General features: G+C 59.9%; 15 protein-coding genes. All 15 read right to left on the minus strand.

Annotated elements, in window-relative coordinates; translation table 11 throughout:
• Nucleotides 1–3 precede the first annotated feature (3 nt).
• Nucleotides 4–3504 carry a DNA polymerase III subunit alpha gene (gene dnaE, locus EM858_RS05815; RefSeq protein WP_127756134.1) on the minus strand — a complete coding sequence of 1167 codons (3501 nt, stop codon included), beginning with the start codon at nucleotides 3502–3504 and terminating at the stop codon, nucleotides 4–6.
• Nucleotides 3505–3937: 433 nt separating this feature from the next.
• A complete protein-coding gene (locus EM858_RS05825; RefSeq protein WP_003521506.1) occupies nucleotides 3938–4621 on the minus strand; it encodes an ABC transporter ATP-binding protein in 684 nt (227 codons plus the stop codon).
• 15 nt (nucleotides 4622–4636) lie between these two features.
• A complete protein-coding gene (locus EM858_RS05830) occupies nucleotides 4637–5944 on the minus strand; it encodes a lipoprotein-releasing ABC transporter permease subunit (protein ID WP_003521507.1) in 1308 nt (435 codons plus the stop codon).
• Between the two features lie 124 nt (nucleotides 5945–6068).
• Nucleotides 6069–7391 (minus strand): proline--tRNA ligase, encoded by a 1323-nt coding sequence (proS, locus tag EM858_RS05835; protein WP_003521508.1) that lies wholly within the window; start codon nucleotides 7389–7391, stop codon nucleotides 6069–6071.
• A gap of 654 nt (nucleotides 7392–8045) precedes the next feature.
• A complete protein-coding gene (locus tag EM858_RS05840) occupies nucleotides 8046–8351 on the minus strand; it encodes a DUF1467 family protein (protein ID WP_162936669.1) in 306 nt (101 codons plus the stop codon).
• Between the two features lie 134 nt (nucleotides 8352–8485).
• Nucleotides 8486–10153 (minus strand): ribonuclease J, encoded by a 1668-nt coding sequence (locus EM858_RS05845; RefSeq protein ID WP_127756135.1) that lies wholly within the window; start codon nucleotides 10151–10153, stop codon nucleotides 8486–8488.
• A gap of 203 nt (nucleotides 10154–10356) precedes the next feature.
• Nucleotides 10357–11097 (minus strand): biotin--[acetyl-CoA-carboxylase] ligase, encoded by a 741-nt coding sequence (locus EM858_RS05850; protein WP_161987840.1) that lies wholly within the window; start codon nucleotides 11095–11097, stop codon nucleotides 10357–10359.
• Nucleotides 11098–11123: 26 nt separating this feature from the next.
• Nucleotides 11124–12566 (minus strand): NADH-quinone oxidoreductase subunit NuoN, encoded by a 1443-nt coding sequence (gene nuoN, locus EM858_RS05855; protein ID WP_003521512.1) that lies wholly within the window; start codon nucleotides 12564–12566, stop codon nucleotides 11124–11126.
• 18 nt (nucleotides 12567–12584) lie between these two features.
• Complete coding sequence (locus EM858_RS05860) at nucleotides 12585–14096, minus strand: NADH-quinone oxidoreductase subunit M (protein WP_127756137.1); 1512 nt, start codon at nucleotides 14094–14096, stop codon at nucleotides 12585–12587.
• The gene (gene nuoL / locus EM858_RS05865) at nucleotides 14096–16093 is read right to left on the minus strand and encodes an NADH-quinone oxidoreductase subunit L (RefSeq protein WP_035261474.1); all 1998 of its coding nucleotides are present in this window, start codon (nucleotides 16091–16093) and stop codon (nucleotides 14096–14098) included. Before nuoL ends, EM858_RS05860 begins: the two co-directional genes overlap by 1 nt.
• Before the next feature lie 7 nt (nucleotides 16094–16100).
• Nucleotides 16101–16409 (minus strand): NADH-quinone oxidoreductase subunit NuoK, encoded by a 309-nt coding sequence (gene nuoK / locus EM858_RS05870; RefSeq protein ID WP_003521516.1) that lies wholly within the window; start codon nucleotides 16407–16409, stop codon nucleotides 16101–16103.
• A 28-nt stretch (nucleotides 16410–16437) separates the two neighbouring features.
• A complete protein-coding gene (locus EM858_RS05875) occupies nucleotides 16438–17052 on the minus strand; it encodes an NADH-quinone oxidoreductase subunit J (protein ID WP_003521517.1) in 615 nt (204 codons plus the stop codon).
• A 136-nt stretch (nucleotides 17053–17188) separates the two neighbouring features.
• A complete protein-coding gene (nuoI, locus tag EM858_RS05880) occupies nucleotides 17189–17680 on the minus strand; it encodes an NADH-quinone oxidoreductase subunit NuoI (protein ID WP_003496449.1) in 492 nt (163 codons plus the stop codon).
• A 36-nt stretch (nucleotides 17681–17716) separates the two neighbouring features.
• Nucleotides 17717–18763: an NADH-quinone oxidoreductase subunit NuoH gene (gene nuoH / locus EM858_RS05885; RefSeq protein ID WP_003521518.1), complete on the minus strand. Its 1047-nt coding sequence runs from the start codon at nucleotides 18761–18763 to the stop codon at nucleotides 17717–17719.
• 13 nt (nucleotides 18764–18776) lie between these two features.
• A complete protein-coding gene (gene nuoG / locus EM858_RS05890; RefSeq protein ID WP_127756138.1) occupies nucleotides 18777–20858 on the minus strand; it encodes an NADH-quinone oxidoreductase subunit NuoG in 2082 nt (693 codons plus the stop codon).
• Nucleotides 20859–20902 lie beyond the last annotated feature (44 nt).

Here is a 20902-nt window from a genome sequence, read left to right on the forward strand (position 1 = left end):
GCCTCACACCAGTTCCACATCGACGACACCGGGTGCGGACCGCAGCGCAGCGGCGATTTCCGGCGAGATGCGGTATTTCTCCGTCAGCTCCACCTCGATCTCGCGGCTGCCCTCATCCTTGATGACGATGAAATAGACCGAGCCATCGCCTTTCGTATTGAGGTGGCGGGCCACCGTTTTCAGCGGGCCGGAATCGCGCACATAAACACGCAACGCCTTCTGCATCTGCACGGATTTCTCTTCCAGCGACTGCGCCGTCTGGATACGCAGGCCGATACCTTCCGGACGCTCTTCCGCCTGCACGGTGATGACCAGCGATTTGCCGACCTCGAGCAGATCGCGGAACTGGCCGAGCCCTTCGGAAAACAGCACCGCCTCATATTGGCCCGATGCGTCCGAGAAGGTGACGATGCCCATCTTGTTGCCGGTGCGGGTCTTGCGTTCCTGCTTGCCGGTCACGGTGCCAGCCAGACGCCCGGCAGTCGCGCCCTGTTTCACCGCGGCTGAAAAATCGGCGAAATTCTGCACCCGCAGCTTTTCCAGCACGGGGCGATAGGTATCGAGCGGATGGGCGGTGAGGTAAAAACCGAGCACCTGATATTCGCGCAGCAGCTTTTCGGAGGCAAGCCACGGCTGGAAGGCGGGAAGGATGAGCTTTTCCGGGCCGCTTCCACCACCGGAGCCGAACATGTCCGATTGTCCAATGGTGCGGTTGTTCTGCGCCATCTGTGCATAACCGATGATGCGGTCCAGCCCGCCGATCAGTTCGGCGCGATCGCGGCCGAAACAATCGAAAGCGCCCGCATTGATCAGGCTTTCCAGCACACGCCGGTTGATCTGCTTGGGATCGATGCGCAGGCAGAAATCCTCAAGGCTCGTGAACGGCTTTCCGTCGCGTACCTGAACGATGTGCTCTACCGCGCCCTCGCCCACGCCCTTGATGGCGGCGAGCGAATAATAGATGCGGTTCTCGCCCGTCTCGAATTGCCGGAACGAAGTCTGCACCGAAGGTGCGACGACCTCGATGCCAAGGCGGCCGGCATCCTGACGGAAATCGTTGAGCTTTTCCGTGTTCGCCATATCGAGCGTCATGGAGGCCGCCAGGAACTCCACCGGATAGTGCGCCTTCATATAGGCAGTCTGGTAGGACACGATGGCGTAGGCAGCGGCGTGGCTCTTGTTGAAGCCGTAATTGGCGAATTTCGCCAGAAGGTCGAAGATGGTGTTGGCCTGCGGCTTCGAGACGCCGTTCTCGATGGCGCCGTCGACGAAACGCTCGCGCTGCTTGTCCATCTCCTCCTTGATCTTCTTGCCCATGGCGCGGCGCAGAAGATCGGCTTCGCCGAGCGAATAACCGGACAGGACCTGGGCGATCTGCATCACCTGTTCCTGATAAACGATAACGCCCTGCGTTTCCTTGAGCAGATGGTCGATGGTCGGATGGATCGATTCCAGCTCCTCCTCGCCATGTTTGCGGGCATTATAGACCGGGATGTTTTCCATCGGGCCTGGGCGATAAAGCGCCACCAGCGCGATGATATCCTCGATGCAGTCCGGCCGCATGCCGATCAGCGCCTTGCGCATGCCGGCACTTTCCACCTGGAACACGCCGATGGTTTCGCCGCGCGAGAGCATCTCGTAGGTTTTCGCGTCATCCAGCGGGATCGCCGCGAGATCGACCTTGATGCCGCGCTTGGCAACGAAATCGACGGCGACCTTCAGCACCGTCAGCGTCTTCAGGCCGAGGAAGTCGAATTTGACGAGGCCGGCGCTTTCCACCCATTTCATGTTGAACTGGGTGACCGGCATATCCGAGCGCGGATCGCGATACATCGGCACCAGCTTCGACAGCGGGCGGTCACCGATGACGATACCGGCGGCGTGGGTGGAGGCGTGGCGGTAAAGCCCCTCGATCTTCTGGGCGATATCCAGGAGGCGAGCGACCACCGGCTCCTTGTCCGCCTCTTCCTGCAGGCGCGGTTCTTCCTCGATCGCTTTTGACAGCGGTGTCGGGTTGGCCGGGTTGTTGGGCACCAGCTTGCAGATCTTGTCCACCTGCCCATAGGGCATTTCCAGCACGCGGCCGACGTCGCGCAAGGCGGCGCGCGCCTGTAGCGAACCGAAGGTGATGATCTGCGCCACCTGCTCGCGGCCATATTTGGCCTGCACGTAACGGATCACCTCTTCGCGACGGTCCTGGCAGAAGTCGATATCGAAGTCGGGCATCGAAACGCGTTCGGGATTGAGGAAGCGCTCGAACAGCAGCGAGAAGCGCAGAGGATCGACATCGGTAATCGTGAGCGCATAAGCGACAAGCGAACCCGCACCCGAACCGCGGCCCGGCCCGACAGGAATATCGTGCTGCTTGGCCCATTTGATGAAGTCGGCAACGATCAGGAAGTAACCGGGGAATTTCATGCGCGAGATGACGCCGAGTTCGAAATCCAGCCTGTCGCGATACTCCTGCTCCGTATAACCGGGCGCCATACCGAGCGCGGCGAGCCGCTGGTCCAGCCCCTCCACCGCCTGGCGGCGCAGTTCCTCCGTTTCGGCGCGCTCGGCTGCTTCCGGATCGTCGCTGGCGCCGGTGAAACGCGGCAGGATCGGCCCGCGCTTCTTCAGCACATAGGAACAGCGCAGCGCGATCTCGACGGTGTTTTCCAGCGCCTCGGGAAGATCGGCAAATAGCGTCCTCATTTCCTGTCGACTTTTGAGGTAATGATCGGGCGTGAGCCGGAACCGGCTGTCATCGGAGACGATGGCGTTATGCGCCACCGCCATCAGCGCATCATGCGCCTCATAGTCGGCCTTGGAAGGGAAAAAAGCTTCGTTGGTAGCAACCAGCGGAATATCATGGTCATAAGCAAGGCCAATCATGCGACGCTCATGGGAACGGTCATAACCGGACTGGCGCTGCAATTCGATATAAAGCCGGTCACCGAAGAGTGACTTCAGTGTCAGCAGCCGTTCCTTCGCCTGGGCGGTGTGGCCCTCCTTCAAGGCCATATCCACCGGACCGCCGGAAGCGCCTGTCAGCGCGATCAGGCCGGCGTTGGAAGCTTCCTCCAGCCATGCACGGGTAATATGCACGGAATGGCCGCTGCCCTCGCCTTCCAGATAGGCGCGACTGACGATATCCACCAGCCGCTCGTAACCTTCGGCATTGGCGGCCAGCAGAACGATGGCGGGAAGTTTCTGAAGGTGGCTGTTATGGTTGCGGCGGTCCTCCGCCGCATCCTGCATGTCGATCGACAGCTGGCAGCCGATGATGGGCTGCAAACCTTCATCGCGCGCCTTTTCGGAAAATTCCAGCGCGACAAAGAGGTTGTTGGTATCGGTAATGGCAATGGCCGGCTGGCCGTCGGCGACGGCCTTGGACATGATTTTCTTGAGGGGCAAGGCCCCCTCAAGCAGGGAATAGGCGGAATGAACCCGCAAATGGACAAAACCGGGAGTTTTCAGCGTTTCGCCAGAGGTCTCTCCACGCACAACCGCATCGCCCATATCATCATCCTGTCATTCTGAATCGAGGGGGCGATTTTCCGATTTCCGGCGCTCAAAGTCCACCGCTTTGCGGCGTCCATACAGGTTTCTGCGCCGGCGTGCCCTTCACAGGGCGGTGAGGATCACCGAAAAGCTGGCTACGAAGACAGCGATGGAGGCGAAAGCGGCAACGTCACGGATGAAATCAGTCATTGGTCTCTCCTTACTCGTTATGTTCCAACTTTGTTCTCATTTTGTTCGATTGTCAACAGGGTTTTGCTGATATTCCCCTTGCTAATGCCGCAGAATCGCCTTCGGTTCCCGCATGGGAACGGCAAGCCACTGACTCCAAAACGAAAAAACCCGGAGGTAAAAGCACCGCTGGGTTCGGAAAAAATTCAAATGAGAAGAACCGGCGTTCTCTGGAGAGCACCGGACGGATCGACTTACCAGCTCAGAAATCGACGATCTTGCCGTCGGCCAGCGTCACGCGCCGGTCCATGCGGGCGGCGAGTTCATGATTGTGGGTGGCGATCAGCGCCGCGAGGCCGGATTGGCGTACCAGCGCCTCCAGCGCGTCGAAAACATAATGCGCTGTTTCCGGATCGAGATTGCCGGTCGGCTCGTCAGCCAGCAGCAGCAGCGGTGCGTTGGCGACGGCGCGGGCGATGGCGACACGCTGCTGTTCACCGCCGGAGAGTTCCGCCGGGCGGTGCTCACCGCGATGCCCCACCCGCATATAATCGAGCAGCGCACTGGCGCGCTTGTGGGCTTCGGCCTGTGTCAGACCGGCGATGAGCTGCGGCATCATCACATTTTCCACCGCCGAGAATTCCGGCAGGAGATGATGGAACTGGTAGACAAAACCGATATCGCTGCGGCGGATCGCGGTTCGCGTTTCATCCGGCAGGTCATTGCAGGGTGCACCGTTAATATAGACCTCGCCGGCATCTGGGTGTTCGAGAAGTCCCGCCAGATGCAGCAGCGTGGATTTACCGGTTCCCGAAGGGGCGACCAGCGCCACCATCTCGCCGCTCTTCAATTCGAAATCAGCCTTGCGCAGAATGGAAAGCGACGTCTCGCCCTGACCATAGGTTCTCTCGACGCCAGTAAGCCGCAGCACTGTTTTTTTTGCCATATTGCGAAGCGGTCCTTATTCGTAACGCAGGGCCTGCACCGGATCGAGCTTGGAAGCCCGCCATGCTGGAAAGATCGTTGCCAGGAAAGAGAGCGTCAGCGCCATGATGACAACGGAAATGGTCTCGCTGATATCCATTTCGGCCGGAAGCTGGCTCAGGAAATAAAGCTGCGGATCAAACAGCACCGTGCCGGATATCCAGGAGAAGAACTGCCGGATGGATTCCACGTTGAGGCAGACGATGACGCCGAGCGCCACGCCGGCAAAGGTGCCGACCATACCGATGGCCGCCCCGGTCATGAAGAAGATGCGCATCACGGAGCCGGAGCTTGCGCCCATGGTGCGCAGAATGGCGATGTCGCTGCCCTTGTCCTTCACCAGCATGATGAGGCCGGAAATGATGTTCAGCGCCGCCACCAGAACGATGAGGGTGAGGATCATGAACATCACGTTTCTTTCCACCTGCAGGGCGGAGAAGAAGGTTTGGTTCCGCTGTCTCCAGTCGGTGATATAAATCTGCCGTTCGGCGGCCTGTTCCACCAGCGGGCGGATGCCGTCAACGTCGTCGGGGCGGCTGACATAAAGCTCGATGGACTGCACGAGGCCTTCGGCGTTGAAATAAAGCTGGGCTTCGGACAGCGGCATATAGATCATCGAGGCGTCATATTCCGACATGCCGATCTCGAAGACGCCGGATATCTTGTAGGATTTGACGCGCGGATTGACGCCCATCGGCGTCACGTCGCCTTCCGGGGAAATGAGGGTAATGTCGTCACCGGCCGTTACGCCGAGCTGGGCGGCGAGCCTTGAGCCGACGAGAACGCCATCTCCGGCCATGAAGCCGACCAGATCGCCGGTCTTGATGTTGGTAGCGACTTCCTTGACCTTGTCGATATCCTCCTGGCGCACGCCGCGCACCAGAGCGCCGGAGCCCGCGCCGCCGCGGCCGGAGGCGAGCGTCTGGCCTTCCACCAGCGGCAGGGCCATGGTGACCCCGGGAACGGCGGCGAACTTCTTCGCCAGCTCATCATAATTATTGAAGGGCTGGTCGATCGGCTGCACGATCATATGGCCGTTAATGCCGAGAATGCGCGAAATGAGCTCGGTGCGGAACCCGTTCATCACCGCCATGACGATGATGAGCGTCGCCACGCCCAGCATGATGCCGACAAAGGAAAACCCGGCAATGACGGAAATGAACGCTTCCTTGCGCCGCGACCGCAGATAACGCCAGGCCACCATGCGTTCAAAAGCGGAAAACGGCCGGGCAGTCTTTGCCCCGGCGGAAACAGCCGCACCCTTGTCAGCCTCGGCTTGTGCCATGTCGTCTCCCTGATCTCAAACTGCAAGGCCGGTCTTTTCCGAAAACCGGCCCATATTTCTGCGGCATCTGCGTTACGAAACCGGAGCGGACTTCGGGTGAAGCCGCTCCGTCTTCCACTCGTGCTTAGCCGAGCACCCTGTTCATCGCCGCCTCGATCGTCACGGTCTCCCGCTCGCCGGTCTTGCGATCCTTCACTTCGACTTCGCCATTCGCGACCGAACGCGGGCCGACGATGATCTGCAGCGGCACGCCGATCAGGTCGGCGGTGGCGAATTTCTGGCCTGCACGGTCGTCCGTGTCGTCGTAAAGAACATCCTTGCCGGCGTTGGAGAGCGAGTAATACAGCTTTTCGCAAGCCGCATCACAGGCAGCATCGCCAGCCTTCATGTTGATGATCACGACATCGAAGGGAGCGACCGAGGCCGGCCAGATGATTCCGTTCTCATCATGCGATGCTTCAATGATGGCGGGAACAAGGCGTGTGGGCCCGATACCATAGGATCCCATGTGGACAGGGTGTTCCTTGCCATCCTTGCCCTGCACTTTCGCGCCCATCGGCTCTGAATATTTGGTGCCGAAATAGAAGATGTGGCCGACTTCGATACCGCGCGCGGAAAGGCGCTCGCCATCGGGAATGGCGTTATAGGCGGCTTCGTCATGCATTTCGGACGTGGCGGCATAATCGGCCGTCCACTCGTCGAACACGCCCTGCAGGGCTGCGACATCGTCGAAATCGGTGTTTTCGGCGGGAATGGCGCGGTCGAGGAAGCTCTTGTGGCAGAAGACTTCGGATTCGCCGGTATCGGCCAGAATGATGAATTCATGGCTGTGATTGCCGCCGATCGGGCCGGTATCGGCGCGCATCGGAATGGCGCGCAGGCCAAGGCGCTCGAAGGTGCGCAGATAGGCCACGAACATCTTGTTATAGGAATGGATCGCGTCTTCCTTCGTCAAATCGAAGGAATAGGCGTCCTTCATCAGAAACTCACGCGAACGCATGGTGCCGAAACGCGGACGCACCTCGTCGCGAAACTTCAGCTGGATATGGTAGAGGTTCAACGGCAGGTTCTTGTAGGACTTCACATAGGAACGGAAGATGTCGGTGATCATCTCCTCATTGGTGGGGCCATAGAGCATCTGGCGGTCCTGACGGTCCTTGATGCGCAGCATTTCCTTGCCGTAGTCATCGTAACGGCCGCTCTCCTGCCAGAGCTCGGCCGATTGCAGCGTCGGCATCAGAAGCTCGATGGCGCCCGAGCGATCCTGCTCCTGGCGGATGATCCTGTTGACCTTGTCCAGCACGCGCTTGCCGAGCGGCAGCCAGGAATAGATGCCAGCCGATTGCTGCCGGATCATGCCGGCGCGCAGCATGAGGCGGTGGGAGACGATCTCCGCTTCCTTGGGGTTTTCCTTCAGGATGGGCATGAAATAACGGCTGAGACGCATGACGGCTTCCATTGATGCGGACGACGGCGCGCAAAGGCGCGGGAATCGCCCCGAATAGAGGGATATTGGCGCCGGATATAGCCGTTTCCGGCCGAGATGAAAACCCGCCATGAAAAGAGCGTTAAACGCGATTTTACGGTATTTTCGCGATAGCTAATTCGCGTCAAAACGCTTTGATCGGAATATTATTCTTGATCCGGTGCGACAAATTGCACCACGGAGAATTTTTTGCCGACTGTAACAAATATGCAAAAAATGAGATGACAAGCATGGGGCTTTGGGCTAGCTTTAGCTTACAAAAGAGGCAGGAAGTTTAAATTCTTGTCATTTTCGCGGTCAGTCTTGGGAGGATCAGATCTTAGGCGCGCTCGTCGCAGCCCCGGCAACGGTTACAGATCACGCGAAACCTGGAAAACAAGGCTGAAAGGCCTTGTTTTTTTTTGCTTCTACGCAAAGAACCCCGCCCCGCCGCTATATTCCGGTAAAATTATGGCGGTGAATCAGGCACCCAGTACGTTCCTGCTGTGTGCACGAGAGATATGACATCCATATGACAGAATCCCGGTCATATCCGCCGGAAACTACCGCGACCATGGGCTCGCCGCCAGTCTGAGTGGGCAGATGCGCGCGAACGGCGATCGCCCGCGCAGCTTTTCAATCGAAAACAGGAATAATTCTCGGCAGGTCATCGAGGCTGACGCCGAACCACCAGGTTCCGCCGTACCACAGGCCGCAGATCAGGGCCGAGATCAGGGTTGTCCACAAAACGATCCGCCCGCCCCTGAACCTTGATGGCGCACTGGCGACCGTGCCCAGCGCCACATCGCCCTCCTCATCCTGAGTGCGCAGGCCAATCGGCAGCACGATGAAAAGCACCGTCCACCAGACGATGAAATAAACGGCGAAGGCCGAAAGAAGCGGCATGTGATCCTCCTGCACAATGGGCTTCTTGTAACGCATTCATCCGCAGATCGGAATCACTTCTCCGCAAGAAACCCTAAAAGAAAAAACAGAAGTGCCGCGCTTTGCGGCACGGCCCTGGAATCAACGGGAAAGAGGCAGACGCCCCGGCCGATTGCCGGGAAGGTCCCGGTTCAGACCTTGGTCACGAAAACCGTCACGATCGGCTTCTTGCCCCAGCTCTGGTTGGCGGCGGCGCGCACGGCGCGACGCACCGCTTCACGCAGCAGATCCAGATCCTTGCGGCGGGCACGCGGAATGCTTTCGACGGCGCCGAGCACGGCGTCATAAAGCGTGTCTTCCATCGCCTCGTCCTCGTCATCGAATTCCGGCAGGCCGAAGGGCACAACATCGGGATCGCCGAGGAAATCGTAGCGGCTATCCAGCACGACATTGACGGCCACATGGCCGGCGAAGGACAGCTTGCGGCGGTTGCTGATGCCCATCTCGTCCATATCGCCGACGAGATTGCCATCCTTGAAGACGCGGCCATGCGGCACGTCGTCGACCACTTCGGCCGGACCCGGCGCAAGGCGCAGAACATTGCCGTTGCGCACCTTCGGCACCTGCGAGATGCCGGCCTGCTCGGCCAGTTCCTTCTGCGCCACCAGATGCGCCGCCTCGCCGTGGACGGGCACGACGATCTGCGGCTTCGTCCATTCGTACATCTTCAGAAGTTCATTGCGGCGCGGATGGCCCGAGACGTGTACCAGCGCCTCATTGTCGGTGACGATATGGACGCCCTGCTCGATGAGGCCGTTCTTGATGTCGATGATCGCCTTCTCATTGCCGGGAATGGCGCGCGAGGAAAACACTACCGTATCGCCGGAAGCCAGCGCCACATTGCGCATCTCGTCACGCGAGAGCTTGGCGAGTGCGGCGCGCGGCTCGCCCTGCGAACCGGTCAGGATCAACACCACCCGGTCGCGCGGAATATAGCCATATTCGTCTTCGGCGAGGAACGGCTTGATGCCTTCCATGATGCCGAGGTCCTGCGAGACGTTGACGACGCGCTTCAGCGACGAGCCGAGCAGCAGCACCTCGCGGCCGGCTGCTTCCGCGGCCTGCGCAATCGAGCGGATGCGCCCGACATTGGAGGAGAAGGTGGTGACGGCCACACGACCCTCGGCGTTTTCGATGATCTGCCGCAGGCCTTCGGAAACCTCGTGTTCGGAGGGCGACACACCATCGCGCACCGAATTGGTGCTGTCGCACATCAGCGCCAGCACGCCCTCTTCGCCGATGGCACGGAAACGGGCTTCATCCGTCAACGGACCGAGCGACGGCGCTTCGTCGATTTTCCAGTCGCCGGTGTGGATGACATTGCCGAGCGGCGTGCGAATGACCAGCGACATCGGCTCCGGAATGGAGTGGTTGACGCCGACCGCCTCGATTTCGAACGGGCCGACATTGATGCGGTCGCCCGCCTTGAAGATCGTCACCGGAATTTCGGCGCGCGTGCCCTCATAGGCGCGCTTGGCTTCCAGCATGCCGGCCGTGAAAGGCGAGGCATAGACCGGCACGTTGAGGCCGGGCCAGAGATCGTTCAGCGCGCCGTAATGATCCTCATGGGCGTGGGTGATGATGATGCCCTTGAGGTTCTTTTTCTGCTCGGCGATATAGCTGATGTCCGGCAGCACCAGATCGACGCCCGGCAGGTCCGGGCCGGCGAAGGTCACGCCGCAATCCACCATGATCCATTGGCGCTTGCTTTCCGGCCCGTAGCCGTAAAGCGCCAGATTCATGCCGATTTCACCCACGCCGCCAAGCGGCACAAAGACCAGTTCGTCCTGTTTAGCCATTGTTTTTCTTATCCATTCACGAAAGCACGCAGGCGACGGCAATCTGCCGCGCCCGCCGCGCTCTTAAGCATCGGACCTGTTGAACCATCTGATCGACCGGGCCGATGCGGAACCGGTTCGTCACCCTGCTTTTCATGAGCCGCAGGAAAGCTCCAACCCGTCGAAAGCGGTTCGGCGCGGGCTTTCGGGCCGCGCCGTTCACCTCATCCGAAAAACACGTCGCCGGCGGCAATCGAGCGCCTTGCGCCCTCATCCTCATCCAGCAGCAGATAACCATTATCATCAATCCCGACGAAACGCCCGCCAATCGAACGGTCCGGAAAGTTGACAGTGATATGTTCGCCGATACCGCAGGCGGCGGCACGCCAGCCTGCCATGATGCCGGCAACGCCCCTGCCCTCGTCCCAAGCCCCCAGCACCTCCGCCGTCTCGCGGAAAAGATGGGCGAACAATTCGTCGGGCGAGCAGGACGCACCATGTTCGGAGAGCATGGTGACCGGGTAAAGCGGATTTTCCGGCTTATGGGCGATATTGATGCCGATGCCGATGACGATGGCGCGTCGGCCATCCGGCAGCAGCTCCGCCTCCATCAGAATGCCGCAGGTCTTGCGGCGGCCGATCAGAACGTCGTTCGGCCATTTGATTTCGAGCGGCTCACCACCCGTTGGCAGCACCGCGCGGATGGCGCGGTAAACAGCCAGCGCGAAGGCAAGCGGCAGAGACCCTATGCGGTCCATCGGAGCGGGATCGATCAGAAGAAGCGAGGCGTAGAGATTGCCCGGTTCGGAGACCCATGGACGGCCGCGACGGCCGCGTCCGCCAGTCTGGCGGATGGCGGTGATCCACAGATTGCCGCCATCGCCCGCCCTTGCCTGGGCGAAACATTCCAGATTGGTCGATGGCGTTTCCGCCATCGCCTCGTGCCGGAAGTCATCGATTGACATCCGGCCCGTATGCTTGCGCGTGCTGCTCAAAAGAAGGTCTTCGCCGCAACTGTCACCGCGTTGCCGAGTGCACCGCCGAAGACGATGAAGGCGACAACGAAGAGGCCGGAAAGCGCGTAAACGACCTTGAGTTCGCCGGCGGGACGCTCGAATTTGTCCTTGGCTTCATCGAACCACATAACCTTGACGACGCGGATATAATAATAGGCGCCGACAACCGAGCCGATGACACCGATAATGGCGAGCGGATAGAGCTTCGCCTCGATGGCTGCGAGGAAGACGTAATACTTGCCGAAGAAGCCGGCGAGCGGCGGGATACCGGCAAGCGAGAACATCAGGATCGTCAGCACAACCGCCATGAAGGGGTTGGAGGACGAAAGACCGGCCAGATCCTCGACAGTCTCGACATTGCCGATTTCCTTGCGGCGCATGGAGAGAATGCAGGCGAAGGTGCCGAGCGTCATGACCATATAAACGGTCATGTAGAGGATGACGCCGGCAACACCGGCTTCGGTGCCCGCAGCGAGACCGACCAGCGCATAACCCATGTGGCCGATGGAGGAATAAGCCATCAGGCGCTTGATGTTCTTCTGGCCGATTGCGGCAAAGGAGCCGAGCAGCATGGAGGCGATGGAAATGAACACGACGATCTGCTGCCAGTCGGCAAAGACCGGCTGGAACGCCTCGATGACGATGCGAACGAGGATCGCCATGGCGCCGATCTTCGGCGCAGCCGACAGGAACGCCGTTACCGGGGTCGGCGCGCCTTCATAAACGTCCGGCGTCCACATGTGGAACGGAACGGCCGAAATCTTGAATGCAAGGCCGGCGAGAACAAAGACCAGGCCGAAGACCAGACCGAGCGAACGGGTTTCCGAGGCCAGAACCTGCGCGATTTCGGTGAAGCCGGTATTGCCGGTGAAGCCGTAGACCAGCGACATGCCATAGAGCAGCATGCCGGAAGACAGCGCGCCGAGCACGAAATACTTCAGGCCCGCTTCCGTGGAGCGCAGGCTTTCACGGTTGATGGCGCAGACGACATAGAGCGCCAGCGACTGCAGTTCCAGCGCCATGTAGAGCGAGATCAGGTTGTTGGCCGAGATCATCAGCAGGATGCCCAGCGTCGCGAGAACCAGCAGCACCGGATATTCGAAACGGCCAATGGGTTCGAAACGGCCCTGACCGACGGCGAGGATCATGGCGGTGATGGAGCCGATCAGCGCCAGTACCTTCATGAAGTTGCCGAAGGCATCGGCGATGTAGACACCGCCGAAAGCCACGCCCGATGCGGGGGCGAAGATGATCCAGAGACCGACGACGAGCAGGAGGGCAACGGCAAGGCCGGTGACCGTCGTTGTCGACTTGTCGCCCGAGAAGACGCCAATCATGAGCAGCGCCAGCGCGCCGACCGCAAGGATCAGCTCGGGCGTCGCAATGTGCAGACTGGCAAAAAGGATTTCAGCGGTCATGTCCAACGGGTCCTGTCGTCAATTCATAGAGAGCGCAACATTTTGCGCCGCCTGCAATGCAGCCGAATAGTTGTTTACCAGAAGATCGACCGATGCGGCTGTCGCATCGAACACCGGCGCCGGATAGACGCCGAAGAAGATCGTCAGCACAACCAGCGGATAAAGGATGACCTTTTCGCGGGTCGACAGATCGAGCATCGACTTCAGGCTTTCCTTCTCCAGCGCACCGAAGATCACGCGGCGGTAAAGCCACAGCGCATAAGCGGCCGAGAGGATGACGCCGGTTGCCGCAAACAGCGCGACCAGCGTGTTCGCGCGGAATACGCCGATCAGCGTCAGGAATTCACCAACGAAGCCTGACGTGCCGGGCAGACCGACATTGGCCATGGTGAAGATCATGAAGGCGACGGCATATTTCGGCATGTTGTTGACGAGGCCACCATAGGCCGCGATCTCGCGGGTATGCAGGCGGTCGTAGACAACACCGACGCAGAGGAAGAGCGCGCCCGAGACGATGCCGTGCGACAGCATCTGGAAGATCGCACCCTGCACGCCCTGAACGTTGGCGGCAAAGATGCCCATGGTCACGTAACCCATGTGGGCGACGGAGGAATAGGCGATCAGCTTCTTGATGTCGTCCTGCATCATCGCGACCAGCGAGGTGTAGATGATGGCAAGAACCGACAGCGTGAAGACGAAGGGGGCGAAATAATCAGACGCCAAGGGGAACATCGACAGCGAGAAGCGGACGAAACCGTAACCGCCGAGCTTCAGCATGACGCCGGCAAGGATGACGGAACCGGCGGTCGGAGCCTGAACGTGGGCATCCGGCAGCCAGGTGTGCACCGGCCACATCGGCATCTTGACCGAGAAGGCGGCGAAACAGGCAAGCCACAGCCATGTCTGCATGCCGGCCGGGAAGCCGTATTTCAGAAGTTCCGTCATGTCGGTCGTGCCGGCCTGCCAGTACATGGCCATGATGGCGAGCATGGTCAGAACCGAGCCGAGCAGCGTGTAGAGGAAGAACTTGTAAGATGCGTAGACGCGATCCTTGCCGCCCCAGACACCGATGATGATGAACATCGGGATCAGCGTCGCTTCGAAGAATACGTAGAAAAGAACCGTATCCAGCGCCACGAAGACGCCGACCATGACGACTTCCAAGAGCAGGAAGGCGATCATGTATTCCTTGACGCGCTTCTCGATCGAATCCCAGCTTGCCAGCACGCAGAAGGGCATGAGGAAGGTGGTGAGGATGACGAACAGCATGGAGATGCCGTCGACGCCCAGATGATAGGCGGCGATGTTGCCGAACCAGGCGTGTTTTTCCACCATCTGGAAACCGGGGTTCGAATTGTCGAAACCGATCCAGACGAAGAGCGACACCAGGAAGGTGAAAACGGTCGTCAGCAGCGAGACATTGAGAATGTTGCGGCGACCGTAGGGGCCGTTCTCATTCGTCAGCAGCAGGAGCACCACGCCGACGAGCGGCAGAAAGGTGACCGTTGAAAGAATGGGCCAATCGGTCATCAGAGGGCACTCCCGAGCATCATCCAGGTGACAAGCGCCGCGATGCCGATCAGCATCGCAAAGGCATAGTGATAGAGGTAACCGGACTGCAGGCGGACCATGCGGTTGGTCACGTCAACCACACGCGCTGCAATGCCGTTCGGTCCATAGTGGTCGATGACGGCGACGTCGCCCTTCTTCCACAGAAAGCGGCCGAGCGCCTTTGCGGAACGTACGAAGAGGAAGTCGTAGAGTTCGTCGAAGTACCACTTGTTGAGAAGGAACTGGTAGAGGCCGCGATGAGTCTCGGCCAGACGCTTCGGCGTCTCGGGCGACTTGATATACATGTACCAGGCGGTCACGAAACCAAGCGCCATGGCGAAGAACGGGCTCCACTTCACCCACAGCGGAACATGATGGAACTCTTCGAGGATTTCATTTTCCGGAAGCGTAAACAGGGCGCCCTTCCAGAACTCGGCATATTCATGACCGAAGAAATAACCTTCGAAGGCCACACCGGCGAAGATCGCACCGACAGTGAGGATGAAGAGCGGGATCAGCATGACCATCGGCGATTCATGCACATGGTGCATGACGTCAGCGGAAGCGCGCGGCTTGCCGAAGAAGGTCATGAAGGCCAGACGCCAGGAGTAGAAGCTGGTGAACAGGGCCGCGATGACCAGCAGCGTGAAGGCGACGCCCGAGAGAACCGAATGGGACGCGTAAGCGGATTCGATGATGACATCCTTCGAGAAGAAGCCGGCAAAACCGATCATCGTGCCCGGAATACCAACGCCGGTCAGCGCCAGCGTGCCAACGGTCATGGTCCAGAAGGTAATGGGGATATGCTTGCGCAGGCCACCCATGTAACGCATGTCCTGCTCGCCATCGACGGCATGGATGACCGAGCCGGCGCACAAGAACAACAGGGCCTTGAAGAAGGCGTGTGTGAAGAGGTGGAACACGGCAGCGCCATAAGCACCGACGCCGAGCGCCACGAACATGTAACCGAGCTGCGAGCAGGTCGAATAGGCGATGACGCGCTTGATGTCGTTCTGCACGAGGCCGACCGTTGCCGCGAAGAAGGCGGTGATCGCGCCGATCAGCGTCACGACGGTGAGCGCATCATGCGACAGCTCGAACAGCGGCGACATGCGGGCGACGAGGAAGACGCCGGCGGTGACCATGGTTGCGGCGTGAATGAGGGCAGACACCGGGGTCGGGCCTTCCATCGCGTCCGGCAGCCAGGTGTGCAGCAGGAACTGCGCCGATTTACCCATCGCGCCCATGAAGAGCAGCAGGCACACGCCCGTCATCGCATTGGCCTTGTCCAGCTGCATGCCGAACAGGTTGATGACGGTTTCCGAGGAGGCAGCGCCTTCAGCCGGCAGATAGGTCGCAGCGGCAGCGAAGATCGTTTCGAAATTGATCGAGCCGAACAGCACGAACACGCCGCCAATGCCGAGAATGAAGCCGAAGTCACCGACGCGGTTGACGATGAAGGCCTTCATGGCGGCAGCCGATGCGGACGGCTTCTTGAACCAGAAGCCGATCAGCAGATAGGACGCCAGACCCACGCCTTCCCAGCCGAAGAACATCTGCAGCAGGTTGTCGGAGGTCACCAGCATCAGCATGGCGAAGGTGAAGAGCGACAGATAGGCGAAGAAACGCGGACGATGCGGATCGTGGTGCATGTATCCGATCGAATAGAGATGCACCAGCGTCGAAACCGTGTTGACGACGACGAACATGACGGCCGTCAGCGTGTCGATGCGGAACGCCCATTCGACATCGATGCCGCCGGACTGGATCCAGCGCAGAACGGTGACCTTGATCACCTCGCCCGGCTCGCCATGGGCGAGCGCGACGGTGAAGAAGACGATCCAGGACAGGATGGCGACCACGATCATCAGACCGGTGGTGACATATTCCGAAGCCTTGGCGCCGATGGAGCGGCCGAACAGGCCGGCGATCAGGAAGCCGATCAGTGGAAGAAAGACGATAGCCTTGTAGATCATAGCCTTATCAGCCCTTCATCATATTGACGTCTTCGACGGCGATCGATCCGCGGTTGCGGTAGAAGACAACGAGTATTGCAAGACCGATGGCCGCTTCGGCGGCTGCGACGGTCAGAATGAACAAAGCGAAGACCTGGCCGACGATATCGTTCAGGAAGGCCGAGAAGGCCACCATGTTGATGTTGACCGCAAGCAGGATGAGTTCGATCGACATGAGGATGACGATGACGTTCTTCCGGTTGAGGAAGATGCCGAAGACGCCGATCGTGAAGAGGATCGCGCTGACCGTCAGGTAGTGGGAAAGACCGATTTCCATGTTCTGTTTCCTTGGATCCGTTCGCGCCTCAGATGCCCTGGCCCGGCTTGACCTTGACCGTGGTAACGGCGGTCTTCGGGTCGCGGCCGACCTGCGTGGAGATATCCTGCCGCTTGATGTCGGTGCGATGACGCAGCGTCAGCACGATGGCGCCGATCATGGCCACCAGCAGCACAAGGCCGGCGAGCTGGAAGAAGTAGACGTAATTGGTATAGAGCACGTCGCCGAGTGCGGCCGTATTGGTGCGTTCGGTGACAGGCGGGATCGGCATGGTGATGGACTTGGCCGCAATCGGGTTCAGCATGCTGCCGCCGACCACGACGATCAGTTCCGCCGCCAGGATGACACCGATCAGCGCCCCGACCGGGGCATATTGCAGCACGCCGGAGCGCAGCTCCGCGAAATCCACATCCAGCATCATGACGACGAAGAGGAAGAGCACCGCCACGGCGCCGACATAAACCACCAGCAGGATCATGCCGAGGAACTCGGCGCCCGTCAGCAGGAACAGCGCGGCTGCGTTGAAGAAGGTCAAAATCAGAAACAGCACCGAATGAACAGGGTTCTTCGATGCGATGACCATGAACGCAGACGCCACGGCGACGAAAGCGAATATATAAAAGAATACAGCGTGCAGACCCATGTTGGTGCCTTCTTGTCCTCATCGGGCAAAGATGGCTCGAAGGCCCCTCACCCGTTTCGTCCCCGCCGGCGAAAACCGCGCAGGCATTTTACTTTTCATCGTTTTCCGGGGTTTCCCCCGGAAAGACGGTTGCGCCTTAACGGTAAGGCGCATCCAGTGCGAGGTTGCGTGCGATTTCACGCTCCCAGCGGTCGCCATTGTCGAGAAGCTTCTGCTTGTCGAAATAAAGCTCCTCGCGGGTTTCCGTCGCAAATTCGAAGTTCGGGCCTTCGACGATGGCATCCACCGGGCAGGCTTCCTGGCAGAAACCGCAATAGATGCACTTCACCATGTCGATATCGTAACGCACCGTGCGGCGGGTGCCGTCATTGCGGCGCGGGCCGGCTTCGATGGTGATCGCCTGAGCGGGACAGATCGCTTCACACAGCTTGCAGGCGATGCAGCGCTCTTCACCGTTCGGATAACGGCGCAGCGCGTGCTCACCACGGAAACGCGGAGAGACCGGACCCTTTTCGAAAGGATAGTTCACCGTCGCCTTCTGCTTGAAGAAGTGGCGCATCGTCAGCAGGATCGCGCCGACGAACTCCTTGAGGAACAGTGAATTGACGGCTTGGGAGAGGCTTGCCATCTCAGTCTCCAGATCTTTGAGCGAGGAGTTCAGGCATCAACCGGCCCACCCCGTCAGCTTCAATACGAATGCAACAATAACGACCATGGCGAGCGACAGCGGCAGGAACACCTTCCAGCCGAGACGCATGAGCTGGTCATAACGGTAACGCGGAACGAAAGCCTTGGTCAGAGCGATCATGAAGAACACCATGCAGCCCTTCAACGCGAACCAGACAATGCCAGGAACCCAGTTCAGGAACCACACATCCACGATCGGCAGCCAGCCGCCCATGAACAGGATCGTAGTCAGGCAGCAGATCAGCACGATCGCAGCATATTCGCCGAGCATGAACATCATGTAAGGCGTGGAGCCGTATTCGACCATGTGACCGGCGACCAGTTCCGATTCCGCTTCCGGAAGGTCGAAGGGCGGACGGTTGGTTTCGGCAAGGCCCGAAATGAAGAACACGATGAACATCGGGAACAGCGACAGCCAGTGCCAGTCGAGGAACGAGGCCGGCAGGCCGAGCATGGTGCCGAGGCCGGTCTTCTGGGCAAGCACGATGTCCGTCAGGTTCAGCGAACCGACGCAGAGCAGAACGGTAACGATGACGAGACCGATCGACACTTCGTAGGACACCATCTGTGCCGCGGAGCGGAGCGCGCCGAGGAACGGGTACTTCGAGTTCGAAGCCCAGCCGCCCATGATGATGCCGTAAACTTCAAGCGAGGAAATCGCGAAGATATAGAGGATGCCGACATTGATATTGGCGACGACCCAGCCCTCATTGAAGGGAATGACGGCATAGGTGGCAAGCGCCAGCGTCACGGCAACCAGCGGCGCCAGAAGGAAAACCGCCTTGTTGGCGCCGGCGGGAATGACCGGTTCCTTGAGAATGAACTTCAAGAGGTCGGCGAAGGACTGGAAGAGACCGAAGGGACCAACAACGTTCGGACCACGGCGCAGCTGCACGGCCGCCCAGACCTTGCGGTCGGCAAGCAGCAGGAACGCGATGGACACCAGAAGGCAAACGAGAAGCAGCAGGGACTGGCCGACCATGATCAGCGCGGGCCAGACGTAGCTCCAGAAAAACTGTTCCATAAATCCCCTACCCTTACTCTGCCGCAGCCTGGAAATTGTTGCGGGCCAATGCGGAGCACTCGGCCATGACGGCGGATGCGCGCGCAATCGGGTTCGTCAAATAAAAGTCTTTTACCGGCGAGGCAAACGCCGACTTGGTGAGCGAGCCGGTCTTGCCAGCCAACGCTTCGATATCTTTGCCGTTACCGGCGACGATCTCGTCGGTTTCCGCCAGATGCGGATGCGCGACGAAGAGCTGGCCACGCAGGGCCGACAGCGAATCGAACGGCAGCTTCTTGCCGAGCACGTCGGAAAGCGCACGCAGGATCGCCCAATCTTCGCGGGCTTCGCCCGGTGCGAAACCGGCGCGGTTGCCCACCTGCACGCGGCCTTCGGTGTTGACCCAGATACCGGATTTTTCGGTATAGGCCGCACCCGGAAGGATAACGTCGGCGTTCATCGCGCCCTGATCGCCATGGCTGCCGATATAGACGGTGAACTTGGCGCCCTTGTTCGACAGATCGAGTTCATCGGCGCCGAGCAGGAAGAGAACATCCATGGAGGCGACCATTTCGGCTGCGGCAACACTGCCCTCGCCCGGCACGAAGCCGATATCGAGACCGCCGACACGGGCAGCGGCCGTGTGCAGAACCGAGAAGCCGTTCCACTCTTCGGTGACAGCGCCAACCGACGTCGCAAGCTTCGCAGCGGCCGCAAGAACGGCAGCGCCATCGGCACGCGCCAGCGCACCCTGGCCGATGATGATCAGCGGGTTCTTGGCGGACTTCAGCTTGTCAACGAAGCTGTGCGAGCCATTGGCCAGATCGGAGAGCGTTTCAGCGCCGGAACCGAGATATTCGTAATTGTAGCGAAGCTCACCGGCTTCACCGATCACGCCGATCGGGAAACCGCCGCGACGCCAGCGCTTGCGGATGCGGGCGTTGAGCACAGCCGCTTCGTAACGCGGATTGGAACCGACGATCAGCAGGGCGTCGGCCTGTTCGATACCTTCGATGGTGGAGTTGAACAGGTAGCTGGCGCGGCCGAGCGACGGATCGAGTGCAGCGCCATCCTGACGGCAATCGACATTGGCCGAACCGAGCGAGGCGAGAAGCGACTTCAGCGCGAACATTTCTTCAACGGAAGACAGATCGCCGGCGATCGCGCCGATCTTGTTGCCGGATGTTGCGGCAACAGCCTGCTTGATCGCACCGAAGGCTTCACCCCAGGTGGCGGGCTGCAGACGGCCGTCCTTGCGAACGTAAGGCCGGTCAAGGCGCTGCGTCTTCAGGCCGTCCCAGATGAAGCGGCTCTTGTCGGAAATCCACTCTTCGTTGATCGCCTCGTTGACGCGCGGCATGACGCGCATGACTTCGCGGCCACGGGTATCGACACGGATGGCCGAACCGAGAGCGTCCATCACGTCGATGGTTTCAGTCTTGTTCAGTTCCCACGGACGGGCGGTGAAGGCGAAAGGCTTGGAGGTGAGCGCGCCGACCGGGCAAAGGTCAACAACGTTGCCCTGCAGCTCCGAGGTCATGGCCTGCTCGAGATAGGTGGTGATTTCGGCATCTTCGCCGCGGCCGATCAGACCAAGTTCGGCAATGCCGGCAACTTCCGTGGTGAAACGGACGCAGCGCGTGCAGTGGATGCAGCGGTTCATGACCGTCTTGACGAGCGGTCCGATATATTTGTCTTCAACCGCACGCTTGTTTTCAGCGTAACGCGAACCGGCGATACCGAAGGCCATGGCCTGGTCCTGCAGGTCGCATTCGCCGCCCTGGTCGCAGATCGGGCAATCCAGCGGATGGTTGATGAGCAGGAATTCCATCACGCCTTCGCGTGCCTTCTTGACCATCGGCGTGTTGGTGAAAACCTCGGGCAATTCGCCGTTCGGGCCGCCGCGAACGTCGCGAACGCCCATGGCGCAGGAGGCGGCGGGCTTGGGCGGTCCGCCCTTCACCTCGATGAGACACATGCGGCAGTTACCCGCGACCGACAAGCGCTCATGAAAACAAAAGCGCGGAACTTCGGCACCAGCCTCCTCGCACGCCTGCAACAGCGTGAAATGATCCGGAACCTCAATCTCTTTACCGTCAACCTTGAGCTTTGCCATGGTTCTACTTACGTCCTGTTGCCTGTTCGTCCCATGTCTCACAC

This window comes from Agrobacterium sp. CNPSo 2736, from assembly GCF_004005385.1.
Lineage (GTDB): Bacteria > Pseudomonadota > Alphaproteobacteria > Rhizobiales > Rhizobiaceae > Agrobacterium > Agrobacterium leguminum.

Bases quoted from the DNA above. Each gene is read 5' to 3' on its own strand.
- dnaE (WP_127756134.1), bottom strand. From the start codon at position 3,504: ATGGGCGATGCGGTTGTGCGTGGAGAGACCTCTGGCGAAACGCTGAAA.
- EM858_RS05825 (WP_003521506.1), bottom strand. From the start codon at position 4,621: ATGGCAAAAAAAACAGTGCTGCGGCTTACTGGCGTCGAGAGAACCTAT.
- EM858_RS05830 (WP_003521507.1), bottom strand. From the start codon at position 5,944: ATGGCACAAGCCGAGGCTGACAAGGGTGCGGCTGTTTCCGCCGGGGCA.
- proS (WP_003521508.1), bottom strand. From the start codon at position 7,391: ATGCGTCTCAGCCGTTATTTCATGCCCATCCTGAAGGAAAACCCCAAG.
- EM858_RS05840 (WP_162936669.1), bottom strand. From the start codon at position 8,351: ATGCGTTACAAGAAGCCCATTGTGCAGGAGGATCACATGCCGCTTCTT.
- EM858_RS05845 (WP_127756135.1), bottom strand. From the start codon at position 10,153: ATGGCTAAACAGGACGAACTGGTCTTTGTGCCGCTTGGCGGCGTGGGT.
- EM858_RS05850 (WP_161987840.1), bottom strand. From the start codon at position 11,097: ATGTCAATCGATGACTTCCGGCACGAGGCGATGGCGGAAACGCCATCG.
- nuoN (WP_003521512.1), bottom strand. From the start codon at position 12,566: ATGACCGCTGAAATCCTTTTTGCCAGTCTGCACATTGCGACGCCCGAG.
- EM858_RS05860 (WP_127756137.1), bottom strand. From the start codon at position 14,096: ATGACCGATTGGCCCATTCTTTCAACGGTCACCTTTCTGCCGCTCGTC.
- nuoL (WP_035261474.1), bottom strand. From the start codon at position 16,093: ATGATCTACAAGGCTATCGTCTTTCTTCCACTGATCGGCTTCCTGATC.
- nuoK (WP_003521516.1), bottom strand. From the start codon at position 16,409: ATGGAAATCGGTCTTTCCCACTACCTGACGGTCAGCGCGATCCTCTTC.
- EM858_RS05875 (WP_003521517.1), bottom strand. From the start codon at position 17,052: ATGGGTCTGCACGCTGTATTCTTTTATATATTCGCTTTCGTCGCCGTG.
- nuoI (WP_003496449.1), bottom strand. From the start codon at position 17,680: ATGGCAAGCCTCTCCCAAGCCGTCAATTCACTGTTCCTCAAGGAGTTC.
- nuoH (WP_003521518.1), bottom strand. From the start codon at position 18,763: ATGGAACAGTTTTTCTGGAGCTACGTCTGGCCCGCGCTGATCATGGTC.
- nuoG (WP_127756138.1), bottom strand. From the start codon at position 20,858: ATGGCAAAGCTCAAGGTTGACGGTAAAGAGATTGAGGTTCCGGATCAT.